General features: G+C 49.5%; 15 protein-coding genes. 2 read left to right on the forward strand and 13 right to left on the reverse strand.

The genetic code is table 11. The features are described 5' to 3' along the window. Window positions 1–2: 2 nt before the first annotated feature. The 10 genes from ACRQU7_RS01155 to ACRQU7_RS01200 form a co-directional block, all read right to left on the reverse strand. The gene (locus tag ACRQU7_RS01155; protein WP_444643087.1) at window positions 3–1,028 is read right to left on the reverse strand and encodes a zinc-dependent alcohol dehydrogenase; all 1,026 of its coding nucleotides are present in this window, start codon (window positions 1,026–1,028) and stop codon (window positions 3–5) included. Between the two features lie 10 nt (window positions 1,029–1,038). After that, complete coding sequence (locus tag ACRQU7_RS01160; protein WP_444643089.1) at window positions 1,039–1,974, reverse strand: transketolase family protein; 936 nt, start codon at window positions 1,972–1,974, stop codon at window positions 1,039–1,041. Further along, window positions 1,974–2,807 (reverse strand): transketolase, encoded by an 834-nt coding sequence (locus tag ACRQU7_RS01165; RefSeq protein ID WP_444643091.1) that lies wholly within the window; start codon window positions 2,805–2,807, stop codon window positions 1,974–1,976. Before ACRQU7_RS01165 ends, ACRQU7_RS01160 begins: the two co-directional genes overlap by 1 nt. 84 nt (window positions 2,808–2,891) lie before the next feature. Next, window positions 2,892–3,932 carry a zinc-dependent alcohol dehydrogenase gene (locus ACRQU7_RS01170; RefSeq protein ID WP_444643093.1) on the reverse strand — a complete coding sequence of 347 codons (1,041 nt, stop codon included), beginning with the start codon at window positions 3,930–3,932 and terminating at the stop codon, window positions 2,892–2,894. A gap of 76 nt (window positions 3,933–4,008) precedes the next feature. Further along, complete coding sequence (locus ACRQU7_RS01175) at window positions 4,009–4,740, reverse strand: ABC transporter ATP-binding protein (RefSeq protein WP_038322145.1); 732 nt, start codon at window positions 4,738–4,740, stop codon at window positions 4,009–4,011. Then, entirely contained in the window at window positions 4,724–5,491 is a 768-nt protein-coding gene (locus tag ACRQU7_RS01180) for an ABC transporter ATP-binding protein (RefSeq protein ID WP_444643096.1), read from the reverse strand. Before ACRQU7_RS01180 ends, ACRQU7_RS01175 begins: the two co-directional genes overlap by 17 nt. Then, a complete protein-coding gene (locus ACRQU7_RS01185) occupies window positions 5,488–6,408 on the reverse strand; it encodes a branched-chain amino acid ABC transporter permease (protein ID WP_444643098.1) in 921 nt (306 codons plus the stop codon). The genes ACRQU7_RS01180 and ACRQU7_RS01185 overlap by 4 nt, the downstream gene beginning before the upstream one ends. A gap of 110 nt (window positions 6,409–6,518) precedes the next feature. Next, window positions 6,519–7,415: a branched-chain amino acid ABC transporter permease gene (locus tag ACRQU7_RS01190; protein WP_444643100.1), complete on the reverse strand. Its 897-nt coding sequence runs from the start codon at window positions 7,413–7,415 to the stop codon at window positions 6,519–6,521. A 198-nt stretch (window positions 7,416–7,613) separates the two neighbouring features. Then, window positions 7,614–8,837: an ABC transporter substrate-binding protein gene (locus ACRQU7_RS01195; protein ID WP_444643102.1), complete on the reverse strand. Its 1,224-nt coding sequence runs from the start codon at window positions 8,835–8,837 to the stop codon at window positions 7,614–7,616. A gap of 534 nt (window positions 8,838–9,371) precedes the next feature. After that, entirely contained in the window at window positions 9,372–10,109 is a 738-nt protein-coding gene (locus ACRQU7_RS01200; RefSeq protein ID WP_444643104.1) for a FadR/GntR family transcriptional regulator, read from the reverse strand. A gap of 356 nt (window positions 10,110–10,465) precedes the next feature. On the opposite strand from ACRQU7_RS01200, the gene ACRQU7_RS01205 reads away from it, so the two are divergent. Together ACRQU7_RS01205 and ACRQU7_RS01210 are read left to right on the forward strand one after the other, a co-directional pair. After that, entirely contained in the window at window positions 10,466–11,041 is a 576-nt protein-coding gene (locus ACRQU7_RS01205) for a hypothetical protein (RefSeq protein ID WP_444643106.1), read from the forward strand. A 72-nt stretch (window positions 11,042–11,113) separates the two neighbouring features. Beyond that, a complete protein-coding gene (locus ACRQU7_RS01210; RefSeq protein ID WP_444643108.1) occupies window positions 11,114–12,190 on the forward strand; it encodes a DUF362 domain-containing protein in 1,077 nt (358 codons plus the stop codon). Between the two features lie 335 nt (window positions 12,191–12,525). Here ACRQU7_RS01210 and ACRQU7_RS01215 read toward each other — a convergent pair whose 3' ends face one another. Genes ACRQU7_RS01215 through ACRQU7_RS01225 form a run of 3 tightly spaced genes read right to left on the reverse strand, consistent with a single transcriptional unit; the run spans window position 12,526 to window position 15,310 of the window. Then, window positions 12,526–13,986: an ABC transporter ATP-binding protein gene (locus tag ACRQU7_RS01215; protein WP_444643110.1), complete on the reverse strand. Its 1,461-nt coding sequence runs from the start codon at window positions 13,984–13,986 to the stop codon at window positions 12,526–12,528. Beyond that, complete coding sequence (locus tag ACRQU7_RS01220) at window positions 13,983–14,702, reverse strand: energy-coupling factor transporter transmembrane component T (protein WP_444643112.1); 720 nt, start codon at window positions 14,700–14,702, stop codon at window positions 13,983–13,985. The genes ACRQU7_RS01215 and ACRQU7_RS01220 overlap by 4 nt, the downstream gene beginning before the upstream one ends. Continuing rightward, window positions 14,699–15,310 (reverse strand): MptD family putative ECF transporter S component, encoded by a 612-nt coding sequence (locus ACRQU7_RS01225; RefSeq protein WP_444643114.1) that lies wholly within the window; start codon window positions 15,308–15,310, stop codon window positions 14,699–14,701. The genes ACRQU7_RS01220 and ACRQU7_RS01225 overlap by 4 nt, the downstream gene beginning before the upstream one ends. Window positions 15,311–15,561: the final 251 nt, after the last annotated feature.

Raw genomic sequence — 15,561 nt, forward strand, 5'->3', positions numbered from 1 at the left:
AATTAATAAGTACCAATATTGACGACTGCTTTCATGACATCGTTTGGATGCTCATCAATGAATGCAAACGCCTTATCAAAGTCGTCAAACGGGAAGCGCTGGGAAATGAAGCCGGCCGTCTTAACCTTTCCTTCGGAAAGGAACCGGATTGCGTCGGCGAAATCCTCACGGACATACATCATATGGCCGATGACAGAAACTTCTCTGCGCTGAATACGGGGTACTTCCAGTTCCATTGGCTCCTTGTAATTTCCCGTAATTACAATCTCCGAGCTGGGTCGGCTCGCTTCCATGGCAGACATAAAGGAGCCTCTTGTAGCGGCACAGTCTATAATGACGTCCGCTTTTCTTTCTCCGAATGTATTTTCAATCGCTTGCTTTAAACCAATATCCCTGGTGTTAGCGCAGTGCTGAATGCCGCACGCTTTTGCAAAATCCAGCCTGCCGTCTACAAAGTCGGTCACAAGTACACTGCCGGCCCCCAGCGCCTGCGCGGACTGAGCGACCAGATTACCGATGGTGCCTGCTCCGATAATGGCGATATTGGCACCTTCGTAATGGGAGCGTTTAACAGATCCGACTCCAACAGCAAGCGGTTCCACAAGGGTGATCAGGTCAAAGTCCATGTTTTCCGGGCAGTGGTGAAGGAAACGGGGTTCAATTGCAGCATATTCTGCGGCAAAGCCATCGGCGTGGACCCCTTTGACCTTCAAATTTTCACAAACGTTGAACCGTCCTATTGAGCAGGGATAGCAATGGCCGCAGGTGATTTGCGGTTCGACCGAAACGCGTTCTCCCACCTGAAAGCCGGTCACATTTGCTCCGACCTTGACAATCACTGAACCAACCTCATGCCCCGGAACAACCGGATAAGTCATGTACTTGTGTCTGCCGTGATACATCTGGATATCCGAACCGCATATGCCAATACTGATTACTTTCAGTAATACTTCATCATCGCTGATTGACGGAATCTCCGTTTCCTGAAATCCAATCTTGAAGGGTGCGGTAAATATTGCTTTTTTCATAGAGATATACTCACTTTCTTGCAATTGCCTTTTCAACGGCCGCTACAACGTCAGCCACATCAAGGCCATATTTTTTAAGGAGTCCCGAATAAGGTCCACACTCTGCGTGACAATCCCGTACACCGACAAACTCCTGCGCTACTTTAGCGCCGCCGGCTGTCAGCACTTCCGCAACCGCGCCGCCAAGCCCGCCGATGACGGTATGCTCTTCCGCAGTAATAATTGCGCCTGTTTTCTTCGCTGACTCCAGAATCAGTTCCTTATCGATAGGCTTGATACTGAACATATCCACAACGCCTACTTGAACGCCTTTTTTGGCAAGTTCTTCAGCGGCGGCGACTGCCTGACCGACCATAACGCCACAGGCAATAATCGTGGCGTCCGTACCTTCGCGCAAAACCATGCCTTTTCCCGTTTCAAATTTTGTATCGGCAGAATAAACGGTAGGAGTGGCATCTCTGGACAATCTGATATACATTGGGGCATTTACTTCAATGGCGTTTTTAACCAGCCAGTCCGTCTGATATTCATCCGTTGCTACAAACACCTGAAAGTTTGGCAGAGAGCGCATGATCGCGACATCTTCAAGCGAGTGGTGGCTCGGTCCGTCGAAGGCATCTGATAATCCGCCGTAGGCACCCATAAATTTAATATTCAGTTTGGAATAAGAGCCGAACGATCTTGCACCAATCAAGCCGATAGAGGTAAGAAACACGGCAAATGTATTCACAAAGGGAATTTTCCCGATTGTAGAAAGACCCGCTGCCATACCGACCATGTTTGACTCAGCGATTCCAACGTTAAAAAAGCGATTGGGAAATGCTTTTCCAAAGACACCGGACTTTGTCGAACTGGACACGTCAGCGTCGAGGACGACAACATCCTTGTTTTCTTTTCCGTAGTTGAGGAGTGAGTCCCCGTATACGTCCCTAATTGCTCTTCCCATTATTTGTCACCTCTCAATTCAGCCATTGCCAATTTGTATTCTTCGTCATTAATTGCCCTGCCGTGCCAAGCGTTTTTTCCTTCCATAAAGGAAATTCCTTTTCCTTTTATGGTTTCGGCAATGATGACGGACGGTTTTCCTTTAACAGTTTTTGCTTTATCAATCGCTTCACAGATGGCGTCGACATCGTGTCCGTCACAGTTGAACACTTCAAATCCAAAAGAAGCAAATTTCGCGTTTACATCGCCCATCGGCATAATTTCATCCGAAGTGCCGTCGAGCTGGACATGATTGTAGTCGAGAATAGCAACCAGGTTGTCGGTCTTAAATTTGGCCGCACTCATGCATGCCTCCCAGACAGTTCCCTCATCCAATTCTCCGTCTCCCATAATGGCGTAAACGGTGGCGTCAATATTGGAAAGCTTCAGTCCAACGCACATGCCGACTGCCGCAGCCAGCCCGATTCCAAGCGGCCCGGTGGAAAGCTCGACTCCGGGAGTCTCCAGCGCGCAGGGATGGCCCTGCAGATGGGAGTTGAGCTGTCGAAGGGTTTTCATCTCTTCGACAGGGAAAAAACCTTTTTCGGCCAAAACTCGGTAGAGCATTGGCGCAGCATGTCCTTTGGTGAGCACAATGCGGTCTCTTTCCGGCCACTGTGGATTTTTCGGGTCGACCTTCGCCTTTTCAAAATAAAGTGCAGTCAGTATTTCACACACAGACAGCGAACCTCCCGGATGGCCGGTCTGGATGGAATGAAGCAATTCTATCAGATCCGTGCGGAATTTAAGGCATAGCGCATTCATCTCGCCCTTTTTGGCTGTGGATAAACTCATATGAAAATCTCCTCTTTTTTTGTTTATGAAGCCTGCCATATCGGCATATTATTCCGGTGCTTTTATTCATGGAGATGAAAAATATCATTCCTCTATGGGGAGCAGAAAGAACTTACAGCCTTCCTTCTTTTCAAACCGCTCAAATGCGGTCTCCCATTCGGTCAGCGGAAGCTTTGTATCCGCCAAAGGTTCAAGATTCACCTGTCCGTCGGCCAAAAGCTTTAACGCTCTTCTCCAGTTGTAGTTGCGGGAACCTAAAGATCCGGAAAAATGCAGTTCCTTGTAATTGATCTTCTCAATATCAAACTCAATCTTCTTTCCTGCCAGTCCGATTTGAGTGAAATAACCGCGTTTTTTGATCAAATTCAGTCCGGAATTGATAGCGGGAGCAGCACCCGAACATTCCAGCACAACATCGACGCCGTAGTTGTTGGACAGCTTATTAATAACTTCTTCCAGGTTTTCGGTATGCAAATTAACGGTATAATCCGCTCCCAGCTTCTTTGCCAGCTCAAGACGGGGAATATCAACATTGGTCCCGCTGATAATAACCGTAGCGCCATGCGCTTTCGCCACCTGCATTGCCATCATCCCTATTGCGCCGGGACCGGAGACCAGCACCAGGTCACCCGGGACAATTCTGCACAGATCATAGACCGCGTGGCAGACGCACGCAAGAGGCTCCGCCATTGCAGCGGAGGTATCGGAAACATTGTCCGGAATTTTCAGCACACGTGCGGCAGGCACTACCGTATAGCTGGCGAAAATACCATTGTACCAGTAGCCGAGCGTTTTGCGTTCCACACATAGGTTATAATATCCTTCACGGCAATAATCGCAAACCCCGCAAAAATCGTAGGCAGTCTCTGAAACGACACGGTCTCCTACAGAAAATCCGCTAACTCCTTCGCCTATTTCAGCAATGACTCCCGAAAATTCATGCCCCGTAACCACGGGAGGATTCACCGGGATTGCAATATCACTATGGTAGATGTGCAAATCAGAGCCACAGATTCCGGCCTCTAAAACCTTAATTTTAATTTGTCCTTCTTCGGCCTTCGGCTCAGGGATATCCCTGATTTCCATATTTCCGGGACCGGCTGCGTATTTTACTAAAGCTTTCATAACATTCGCACCTTTCGGCAGGTGCCGTTCACTCCTTTTATTATCAAATATTTAAAAATTCTCCACAGGAATAAGATCAATCGCATTTTTGAACTGCTTTCCCAAGATACGCCTCAATGACCCGGGAATCATTCTTCAGGTCAGAAGAGGGCCCGCTGAGGATTCCCTTTCCGCTGTCAATGATATATGTAAAATCGGATACCTGCAGCGCGAGACGTGCGTTCTGCTCCACAAGCAGAATGGTCATACCCTGTTGGTTGATTTGCACGATTTTTTCGAACAATTCGGAAATAACAATGGGGGCAAGCCCCATCGACGGCTCGTCGAGCATCAGTATCTTTGGTTTGGCCATCATCGCCCGTCCGATTGCAAGCATCTGCTGCTCGCCGCCCGAAAGGCTCCAGCCAAGCTGGTTTTCGCGCTCCTTCAAGCGTGGAAAAAGAGAATAAACTTCTTCCAGCTCGTTTGCGTAGGATTGCCTTCCGAAGAATCCATGCCAGTTGATAGTGCCGACTTCCAGGTTGTTTTTTACTGAAAGACCGGGAAATATATGCCGCCCCTCCGGAACATGGATGATTCTGTGATTGGCGATATAACGGGAATTTTTATCGATAATTTCTCCATCTCCCTTCACGACGATCGAGCCTGTGCGTTTGATCATGCCGGAAATCGATTTGAGGAGTGTGGTTTTTCCTGCACCGTTGCTGCCAATCAAACAGGTAATCTTTCCTTCCTTAACCGTTATATCAATGCCTTTAAGTGCTTCAATAGGCCCATAATAAGCATGTAAATCACGAATTTGAAGCATCCAGATCCCTCCCCAAGTAAGCTTCTATAACAGCCTCGTCACACGAAATTTTCGAGGGTCCGCCCATTGCGATTACTTTCCCGAAACAAATAACGACAATATCCTCACAGATATTCATAATCATATCCATCGAATGCTCGATCAATAGAACGCCGATACCAAACTCCTTGGCGGCGAAGTTAAGAAGCGCCATAACGTCGTCGATTTCTTTGTTGTTCAGACCGGCGGCGGGCTCGTCAACCAACATGATCTTCGGGTGCGTGAGCATGGAACGCACAATTTCCAATTGCTTTCTCTGCCCATAGGCAAGCCCATTGATATCCTCGTCCCAATCAAAAGTGAAGTCCAGATATTTCATCAATCTGTCAAGTTCTTCTTCGAAGTTGGAACCTTTTTTTCCGAAATAGCTTTTCAGGTAGCCCATTTGATTGGCAAGATCGGTGCCCAAAAGCAGATTATCCCTGATGCTCGAGCGCTGCAAAAAGCGCGGCGTTTGAAAGGTGCGCCCAATACCCATGCGGGCACGCATATGAGAGGAAACATTGGAGATATCCTTTTCATCCAGAAAGATTGAGCCGCTGTCGGGAATGTATATTCCGCTTATGAGATTCATCAGCGTACTTTTTCCTGCGCCGTTAGGTCCTATTAGTCCGTGAATTTCGCCGGGCATTACGGAAAAGGTCACATCATCCGCAGCTATGACGCCGCCGAACCGTTTGCACACTTTATCTAATCTTAAAATTGGATTCATTGCTTTGCATCCTCCTTTTCTGCCGGGGCCTTCTTTACAGCAGCCGAACGGAGTTTTCGCTTGATGCTTTTGCCGAAATTTCCGGCCAGACCGGCAAGTCCCATCGGCATGAACACCATTAACAAGATGACCCCCACACCATAAATCAGCTGCAGGTACCTCTGCATTCCTCTGAGCCACTCCGGAAGCATTGTGACAAGCACCGAGCCGACAAAAACGCCGAATGTGTTGTTAACGCCGCCCAGCATTGCCATGATGATGTATGAAGTCGCGCGTTCAAAGGTAAACATATCGGAAGATACAAATTGACTGTGCATCGCATAAAGAGAACCTGCCAGTGCCGCAAGCACTCCTGCAATGGTAAAGGCAATCACTTTGGTCATGTAAACATTAATTCCCAGCGTCTGTGCCGCGATCTCATTGTCGCGGATCGCTGAAAGCGAACGTCCAAGCTGGGAGCGCCGTATGCGTTCCACCAGAATTGCCACAATCAGCACAATCACTACCAGAACATAGAACCATTGGTTATAGTCCACGGGCGACCAGCCAAAAATTCTAAGCGTGGCAACGTTTGAGATCCCGTCAGGCCCGCCGAATAAAGGCTTGTAACTAAGGTAGAATGACCATGTGACCTGTACCAGGCCGATCGTACCGAAGGTAAAATAGGTACCGCTTAGACGGAAAAGGATCATTCCAATGAGAAATGCCACCACTGTAGATATAATCAGAACGAGTAAGAGCGTAAGAGAGGTATCGACCCAGAAGCCCAAGCGTCCTGAGCACAGGTTTGCCGTGAAATAAGCCCCAAGGCCCATAAAGGAGACCGCCGCGAAAGAAAGCTGTCCGCCCAAGCCGAGCATTACGGAAAGCCCGTAGGTAGCAATGGAATAAATTAAGCCCAGATTTAAAATCATCATCGAATAACCTTGATTTACCGCGGGAACCAGCGCTACGAATATTGCCAACGCAATGAAAATAAGAAATGAAGATGGCTTTATGTAAGATTTCATTTTTTTCATTTTTCTTCTCACGCCTTATCTGCAATTTTTTCGCCGAACAATCCCTGAGGCCTGACTAATAGAAATACAATCAGAACAAGGAAAACAACAGCGTCTTTGTACTGTGAAAACTGAATGGTACTGAAAGCTTCAACCACACCAATTAATAATGAACCGAGGATTGCTCCCTTTATATTTCCGAATCCGCCGATTACGACACCGGCGAACGCGCGGAGCTGTAACGTGCCAAGCGTATTGCTGACCATAAAAATCGGGGCAATCATATATCCGCCTGTGGATGCCAGAGCGACAACAATGACATAGGTCGCCATAGTCGTTAGAATGGTAGGGATTCCAAGTAGTTCCGCCGCATACTTGTCCTGCGCGGCTGCCTGCATCATTCGTCCGGCATAAAGCTTGTCAAACAGAACAAATACAAGATAGATAAAAACGGATCCCACAATAATTGTGAGTATAAACTGCCACTGAATGGTAATGGACCCTATTTTTAAAACGGCCGCCTTGCCGGTTGCCGGATTTTTCATAAGCGGCGGCATGGAACGCGGCAGGCTTCCCCATATCAGCGTCGCAATTTCTTTAAGGGCCATTGCCGCTCCCATCGTTGAGATAACGGTCGCCGCTGGGTATGATGCATTTCTGAGGGGCCAGTAAGCTGTGAACATAAAGATAATTCCGACAACTACAAAGCATGCAATCGATAGCGGAATCATTGCCCAGAGCGGCAGCTTCAGGTCTACAGTAAGCCAGCAAGTGATAAACGCGCCGAACATCAGCAGGTCGCCCTGTGCAAAATTCATTACGCCGATCGCCCTGATTAAGAGAATTAATCCCATTGCCATCAGAGCATAAATCATCCCCATGGAGATTCCATTTACCGCCAAGGACACTATGGTGTTTATATTCATTGCTCCACCTCGTATAATGAAAAGCGAAATTGTTTCATTACCCTTTCTATCTTCTTTCTAAAAAACGTGGAAATAACTGCCAACCATTTTCTGAAGAAGCATATCCCAAAATAAGTTCATCATTTTGGGATATGTCCTCGTGCGGTTGTTTACGTCTTATTCGTCGTTTTCATCAACTAAAAGTCGGTTTTGAAAATGCTATCTGGTTTTAACTGTGCCGACCATCGTAGCAAGACCATCTTTGTTGACAGTTAAGAACTGGCTGGTGCTGAAGCAATGATTTTCAGAGTACGTGTAGGTAGACATAGCTCCTTTGTAATCCTTGATTTCCTTAAGGGCGTTATTAATGGCTTCCTTGTCTGCGGTGGTCTTTGCGATTTCACAAGCCTTTTTGAAGAGCATGATGGAATCATATACCGCTACAGCCGGCATGTCGGAGTCTGCATTGTAAGTGTCTTTATATTCCTTGGCAAATGTTTTGCCTTCATCGGTGGAGACTTCGACAGTCCAGTCAGCGACAGCGTACCATCCATTGGCGGAAGCGCCCGCATTCTGGCGGCAGACAGCGGAAGCCCAGGAAGACGATCCGATCATCGGAATAGTCAGGCCGGCGGCGTCAATTTGCTGGCAGATAACAGCGGCAGGCATCTGATTCCCGATTGCAATCAAACCATCGACATCGGAGTTCTGAATTTGACTGATCATCGGGGCAAAGTTTTTCTCGTCATTAACAAATCCATATTGGTTTTTTTCCGGAACTACGATCCCTAATGCTTTCAACGCATTGATTGTCTGATCCCTCAGGCCGGTTCCGAAGCTCTCGGTAGAATAGAGAATGGCGGGGTTCTTGATTTTAAGATTTTCCGTCGCGGCCTTTGCAAGAAGGACACCCGACTGGTCATCGGTCATACGATCCTGCCACACATACGGATTGCCCTTTTTGGGGATGTTTGCGGAAGAACCGCCTGCAAACATTGGGATTTTCTTTTCAAGAACGTTAGGAGAAGCTGCAATACAATTAGCGGAATAAGTAGAACCAAAGAAAGAAACAACATCAGGATAGTTCATGATCTTGACCATTGCATTTACGGAAGCCTGCTGATTGTCGACCTCATCCTCGAAGACCAGTTTCAGCTCTTTGCCGTTAATGCCGCCGGCAGCATTGATGTCCTTCAAGGCAAGCTTTGCACCGTTTACTACGTACTCACCTACCATCTTGTTGGTACCGGTTATAGGAGCGACCACACCAAAAGTAACGGATCCATCAAATCCGGCGCTGGCATTGCCGGTCGAGGCCTGGGGAGCGGCTTCCGAGCTTGCCGAAGCCGGAGCTTGGGTCTGAGTTGGCGCAGTGGTAGAGCATCCGGCCAGTGCAGTCATTGCTATTGCCATTGTGAATGCGATGAGTCTGCGTGTCTTCATTTTAATTTTTCCTTCTTTCTTTTTTTAGGTCTTTATAAACTTAAATTGTCAAGCCTATGCCAATCATAGGCCAAGCAAAAAGTTTAGGTTTGAGATACTCAGGAATTCCTCATTGAGAAAACGATCATGGTGACAATGGCAAACCAGAATATAACCGTAAACAACACTGAAAAAAGAAAGCAACTATTTTATATGTATTCAAGGCAGGTGCGACTGCTTTTAATAAAACAATCGGCAGTCCTGTTCTTATCCCATTGAAACGATCCATACCTCATCTGCTGTCTTGTTTGCTTTACGGAATAAAGCACAATGCAGCTTCTGAAATACTTAGCGTAAGACGTGTGACGTCGTATTAATTTTGAGTTTATATTATCACTTTACACAATTATTGTCAACTCATATATAAATAATTGTCTAATAAAATATCCTCGCCGCTTTTGTGCTAATTTTATAAAAGTTCTATCCTCGGCCAGATACAAAAAAAGGCCTCTGTCATTTACAATACACTGTAAATGACAGAGGCCTTTTTACATTCTATTTTTCTACAATCGGCTGGTCAGCGACCTGTTCTTTTTCATATACGTTTTTAAGCCCCTGCAGATTCCTTCTGTTGTAGGCCAGATGCCTTATCATCGCATTGCTTGCCCTCGCTGCATCGCGTGCCTCGATCGCATCAATAATTTCATGATGAATCTGTAAAGCATCCATCCGTTCTACCTGATAGGGGAAAACATTAAACAGCACAATACCATTATTAATGATCGGAATAAGGTTGGGCATGACGAGATTCCGCGTACTTTGCGCGATGCGGGTGTGCAATTCCACGTCTGTTTTCGTGTAATTCTCGCCGGCTTTCACGAGATCCTCAATTTCAACACACAGTCGATTCATCTCGGCAATATCTGCTTTTGTAGCTCTGTCCGCGGCTAACGCCGCAATTTGAGGTTCGAATATATATCGGATTTCCATCAAATCAAGTGCCAGTTTGTATTTATCCCTAAAGAAAGCAAGCCCCAGCGGGTCTTTTATAATACCCGGCTCCTGTGAAACGAACGTCCCTTTACCCCTGCGGATTTCAAGCACATTACGTGAAACCAGCAGTTTAACGGCTTCTCTCACAGTTCCCCGCCCAACCTTCAGGCTGTCTGCAAGTTCAAATTCATTTGGCAGCTTTTGGCCGTATATAAGATTTTGACTGACGATTAACTGAATAATTTGATCGGCCACCTGTTCAGCTAAAGGTTTTTGATTCTCGGCCACAACTTCAAACATAGTTCACACCTCGTTGTTTTATTTCACCGAATAGGCGACATTCCGTTCAATCGTCGCTATTCGAATTCAAAAAGCAAATATTATGTAGGACATCGTATGTCATTACTTTGTGCTTATTTTAACATAAATAAACGAATATAACAAGGGGTCGTGTAATAAATTTTTCTTTTGATTGCGTTTATAAATGACGTTTCGTGCCGCATGAATTGGCCAGATGGCCTCCGTTTGGTCTGAAGACAAAGTATATCTGAAAAAGGTACTTTGTCTTTTCTTATACGCAAAGGAATGGTAAAATAGAAATAAAATTGGGGTGTTCCCGGAGCAGATAGCTCTGAAAAACAAAGGGGTGACAAGATTTGGCGATTCGTAATCTGGATTTTTCTGAAAGGCAGATTTTTTGGGGCAATATTCTCCTGATCATCTGCTGTGCATTTTATCTGGCCTGGTGGCTGCTGGCGTTCAAACCCACCGGAGCTATTAAGGGCATGAAAACGGGATGGCTCCTGATTCCGGCCTTTGTCGCGGGACTGGCCGCAATCGTTCTGGCGGTAAAAGGGCTCCGATCTGCATCCGTCGAGGCAGCACTTTTTCCAAGCGGGCTGCTTTTATGGGGCGGTATCGCCGCTTATCTCGTCCTGCTGGCGGTCACGGGTCTGCTCTTTCAGAGGCAGGTGACGACGGAGCTGTTGCTCATCGTCGGGTGGGCGGTGCTGGCGCTGTCGGAGATCAACACGCTTTATGGAGCGGGCCGGTTCCCGCATGAGTCGGCGGTCGTCTTCGCCGTTGTGATCGGAGTCGCCACGCTGATCAGCCTCGTCTGCTATGTGCTGTACTACAATCTTGGAGACCGAGCGGGATATTTCGACGGCATGATTCCGCTTTTCATGGCGGCGCTGGTCACGGCAGGCATCTCCATCGCCATGACGATCTAAAAAGAGGCAAGAACGTGTGAATCATCTTTCCATGTGTCCCCAAAACAGTTTTAGAAAGGAAATGATCATTTCATGGGTAAAATCTATGAGATCTTTGGCAGCGATGCATTTTCCATGACGAAGGCCCTTATGGAGGCGGCCGAAGTCGTTAAGAAAATTCCTTCGGGCGCTGAGGTAGCTCTCAAACCCAATCTGGTGGTGGCAAAGTCCGCTGAATCCGGGGCCACCACCCATGCGGGCGTCCTGTCCGGGGCAATCGAATATCTGAAGGATCACGGCATCCGGAAGATCAGCATTATCGAAGGCTCCTGGGTCGGAGACAGGACCGACCGGGCTTGCCGGGCTGCCGGGTATGAAGAGATCAGCCGTAAATACGGCGTTCCCTTTTACGACCTCAAGCGTGATCAGGCTCGGACCGTGGATACCCCGTTTCGGCCGATGGAAATCTGTAACCGTGCCCTGGACGCGGGGTATCTGATCAATCTGCCCGTTCTGAAGGGCCACTGTCAGACGGTCATGACCTGTGCCCTGAAAAACTGTAAGGGCTGTCTTCCCGATCGGGAGAAGCGGCGTTTCCATGCAGACGGGCTTATGAAACCGATTGCCGCTCTTGCGAGCGTTTTGCGGCCGTCCCTTACGATTGTGGACAGCATCTGCGGCGATCTGGACTTTGAAGAAGGGGGAAATCCTGTTTTCACCGGACGCATGTATCTGGGGGAGGACCCGGTTCATCTGGACGCCTACGGCTGCCGGCTGATGGGGCTTTCTCTTTCCGAGGTTCCTTATATTAAGCTTGCCGAACAGTGGGGAGCCGGTACAGCAGAGCTCCGCGAGGAAGATATGATCCGTTTGAACGACCCTACGCAGGGCGGCGGATACCCGAAGCCGAGCGGAAAAGTGGCGCGGCTCACGGCCGGCATTCGGCAGGATTCGGCCTGTTCGGCATGCTACGCGGGCCTGGTGCGCGCGCTATATGCTTGCGGCGGAGATCACGGCATTCCCATCGCCATCGGTCAGGGTTGGAGAGGAAAAAAATTTGAGGGGTTAGGCATCGGCCGCTGCTGCGACGGTGCGTCAAAGCAGGTGAAAGGGTGTCCGCCGACAGCGGATGCCATTTCCGCCGCTCTTACGGAACAGGATGGCAGGTGAAAAGGCAAAGGGTATCCGGAGCCCCGGTCACAATTCTGTATCTGGAAAATCGTACTCCTTTTGTTCTTCCCGCAGGTCCTTTTCTCCCGTTACGCGGTGCTGCCCTAAATATCATGAGTCAAAGATTAGATTTTCGTAAATCGACTACAAGGAAAGTGTCCGACAGGAAACGATAAAATAGGAAGGATCGGCAACAGCGCCGATCCTTCCTATCTATTTATACCCAATGCCCCAAACTGTTTCAATGCGGTCCCGTCAGCTCAACTCCACCAAAGCCTTGCGAATCTCACTGATATGATGGCGAATCGCTGGTGTCCCAAGAACCGACGCCATAATTACGGTTGAAGATGAAACAGTTCTCGTATTTTCCTCTCGTTCTCCACTGTAACGGGCAGATCGTCCGGCATTTCGCCTTCATCAAAATGGACAACCCGGGTACAGACCCGGCAAACCAGCTCATAATCGTGGGTCACCACAAACAGGATGCCGCCCTGCTCCGCCAACCGCTCCATCAGGGCTGCCACCTGGGTCATGCTGTCGTGATCGAGGCCGCTGGTCGGCTCGTCGAACACCAGAATGTCCTTGCCACACACCATACTCACCGCCACAGCCAGGCGCTGCTTCTGTCCGCCGGACAGGGTGTTGGGGTGCTTCTCCCGGAAAGAAGAGAGCCCCAGATCCTCCAATGTCCTGTCCGCCAGCGCCGCATTCGGGTTTTTGATCCCGAACACACACTCCTTTTCCACACTTTCCGCAAACAATTGGTATCCCACATCCTGCATAACGAGATAAGACCGTTTTCGGCGAGTCTTGGCGTTGAGGGGCTTCCCGTCCCAAAGAAACTCTCCCTCGCAGCCCTTGTGCAGGCCGCAGAGAGCCCGGGAAAAGGTGGTCTTGCCGGTGCCGTTGTGCCCTACCACGGCGATGATTTCCCCGCGGGCGGCCTGCAGGCAGATGTTTTCCAGCACCGCCTTTTTCTGGTAGCATAGCCTTACATTTTTCAGCGCCAGAATCGGTACCTGTGCGCTTTTCGCACGTTTTTGCGGACGAAGCTGCTGCAGATTCACGGCGCGCAGGCCCATGGAAGCCCGTTGCCCCTGTGAAAGCGCGGCCAGTTCTTTTGGCGTATAGATTCCTTTGATCCGTCCCCGCTCCAGATAGACGATTTTGTCCACCAGCTCCATGAGGTAGTAAAGCCGATGTTCCGCAATCAAGATGGTTTTTCCCTGGGCCTTGATGAGCTTTAAGTACTCCTTGAGCGCGCGAATGGAGTCCATATCCAGATTGGAGGAGGGTTCATCCAGCAAATAGATGTCCGGGTTCATGGCATAGACGGAGGCAAAAGCGATTTTCTGCTTCTCCCCGCCGGAAAGGGCAAAGATACTTCTTCCCCGCAGCGCCTCAAGGCTCAGTTCTCGGGCGGTCTGTTCCACCCGCCGCGCCAATTCCGTCGGCGGAAGTGCCTGGTTTTCCATGCCGAAGGCGATCTCACTGTCGGTATCTACGTTGAAAAACTGCGTTCGCGGATTCTGGAATACCGATCCAACACGTTCCGCCAGACGGTACATTGGGATTTCCGAGCAGTCCTGCCCTTCCAAATACGCCGCGCCGTCTCCCTCGCCGGGAAAGAAGCTCGGAATCAGGCCGTTGACCAGCCTCAGCATGGTGGTTTTCCCGCAGCCGCTGCGACCGCAGAAAAGAACGCACTCGCCCGCGGAAATGCTGAGGTTTACCTGCTGCAACCCATCGGATTCCTGGCCGGGGTAGGTGAAGGAAACGTCCTTCCATTCAATCATAAAAACGCCTCCTTCCAAAACAGTCCTGCCGCAAGATACGCGGCGAAGCATCCAACGGCGAGGACATCCGCCGCCCGAAAACGGATTTGCACCAGGCAGGTGCGGGGGCGGGGATTTTCAATGCCCCGGGTGACCGAGGCGATGGAGAGCTCGTCCGCTGCCTTGGAGGCCGCCATCATCAGGGGAACATATACGCACTCTACCGTCCTGGCCGGGTGGGTCAGAAGTCCCGCAAGGTTGGGGGACACATCCCGCAGCTGCATGGCATCCTTGATAAAATGCCAGTCCTCCCGGATGGCGGGCATATAGCGCAGCATCACGGCGAAGGGGATTACCAGCTTTTTCGGCGCGTGGATACGGCTCATGGCAGAGAGGAACTCGCTGACTTTTGTTGTGGAGATCATAATCCCTGCCAAAAAACCACAGGGATAGACCTTATGGAAGAGGCCCAGAAAAGCCATCAGCGTGGTTTGAAGTGACGAACTGTCTGTCCGCATGACAGCAAGGGTCAGCAGATAAAAAAGCAGGTAGGCCGGAAGGCCGAGTGCGGCCTTCCTCCACTCACCGCACATCAGCGCCATCAAGGCCACCAGCACCACCAGACCCAGCTCATACATAAGACTGGGCGCCATAGTGGCGCCCAGTGCAGTCAAAAGCAGCATAAGGAGTTTTGTCCTCGGATCAAACCACAGTCCCGCTTTTATTCTACCGCTCATGCGGTAATGCCAGCCTTTTCAAACTGCTTCTTCAGCAGTTTGCTGCCCACGAAGCCGCTGAAAGCGCCGACCACAACGGTACCCAGCAGGATCACCGGCAGCATCCATCCCTGCGCCGCGCCGTTCATGGCGTCCAGATAGCTTTGGGCTGTGCCCCCGTTGAGCATCAGGCTGTTCCACGCAGTGGGATCCGCAAAAAACGCTATGTAGGAGCCGGTAGCGCCCAGACACAGGCAGATATACGCCACGATGTTGAGCTTCACGCTGCGGTACTTTTTGGTTCCGGCAATCAGATCGCCCAGAAGACCGCCCAGAACATATCCCAGATCCATGGCCCAGTGCATACCGGTGGCAAAAAAAATCAGACCGGCCAAAATGCCGACGATGGAAATGGGGCCGCGCTTGGGCACCTTGGCCACCAGCAGCAGAAAGACAGGACCACCCAGCAGCGCGCCGCCCAAAGGCATATAAAATGTCAGCAGTGGATTCGGCGCAAAGGGCAGACCGCCGATCAGCATCGTCACCCAAATGAGAGCTGCAAAAATACCGGTAGTCACCAGGTCTTTGACCGTCAGTCCCTTTTGATTGGAAACTTTTTGATTTACCATGTAGAAACCTCCTCTTGCCATTGCCCCGTCCTGTAACTACAGCATTTTCAGTCGATTTTGCAACAAGGTTGCGTTCTTTCCCCCGCCGAAGGCGGGGGAAAGAACGTGTTTTGTCTCGCAAACTGAAATGGAATTGCTGTAGGAAAGAGGCAATAGATATTTGGTTAGACATTGCTAACCAGAAACCCATCATACAAAATATGATGCGGTTTCGCAATTGGGGCGGAAGGGGTTCGTCCAAATGTGATAAA

The organism is Caproiciproducens puteiluti (genome assembly GCF_052442865.1).
Taxonomy (GTDB): Bacteria; Bacillota; Clostridia; order Oscillospirales; family Acutalibacteraceae; genus Caproiciproducens.

Coding starts and splice junctions, on each gene's coding strand:
- ACRQU7_RS01180 (WP_444643096.1), bottom strand. CDS start 5,491: ATGAATCCAATTTTAAGATTAGATAAAGTGTGCAAACGGTTCGGCGGC.
- ACRQU7_RS01210 (WP_444643108.1), top strand. CDS start 11,114: ATGGGTAAAATCTATGAGATCTTTGGCAGCGATGCATTTTCCATGACG.
- ACRQU7_RS01170 (WP_444643093.1), bottom strand. CDS start 3,932: ATGAAAGCTTTAGTAAAATACGCAGCCGGTCCCGGAAATATGGAAATC.
- ACRQU7_RS01200 (WP_444643104.1), bottom strand. CDS start 10,109: ATGTTTGAAGTTGTGGCCGAGAATCAAAAACCTTTAGCTGAACAGGTG.
- ACRQU7_RS01185 (WP_444643098.1), bottom strand. CDS start 6,408: ATGATGATTTTAAATCTGGGCTTAATTTATTCCATTGCTACCTACGGG.
- ACRQU7_RS01160 (WP_444643089.1), bottom strand. CDS start 1,974: ATGGGAAGAGCAATTAGGGACGTATACGGGGACTCACTCCTCAACTAC.
- ACRQU7_RS01155 (WP_444643087.1), bottom strand. CDS start 1,028: ATGAAAAAAGCAATATTTACCGCACCCTTCAAGATTGGATTTCAGGAA.
- ACRQU7_RS01195 (WP_444643102.1), bottom strand. CDS start 8,837: ATGAAGACACGCAGACTCATCGCATTCACAATGGCAATAGCAATGACT.
- ACRQU7_RS01165 (WP_444643091.1), bottom strand. CDS start 2,807: ATGAGTTTATCCACAGCCAAAAAGGGCGAGATGAATGCGCTATGCCTT.
- ACRQU7_RS01190 (WP_444643100.1), bottom strand. CDS start 7,415: ATGAATATAAACACCATAGTGTCCTTGGCGGTAAATGGAATCTCCATG.
- ACRQU7_RS01215 (WP_444643110.1), bottom strand. CDS start 13,986: ATGATTGAATGGAAGGACGTTTCCTTCACCTACCCCGGCCAGGAATCC.
- ACRQU7_RS01220 (WP_444643112.1), bottom strand. CDS start 14,702: ATGAGCGGTAGAATAAAAGCGGGACTGTGGTTTGATCCGAGGACAAAA.
- ACRQU7_RS01225 (WP_444643114.1), bottom strand. CDS start 15,310: ATGGTAAATCAAAAAGTTTCCAATCAAAAGGGACTGACGGTCAAAGAC.
- ACRQU7_RS01175 (WP_038322145.1), bottom strand. CDS start 4,740: ATGCTTCAAATTCGTGATTTACATGCTTATTATGGGCCTATTGAAGCA.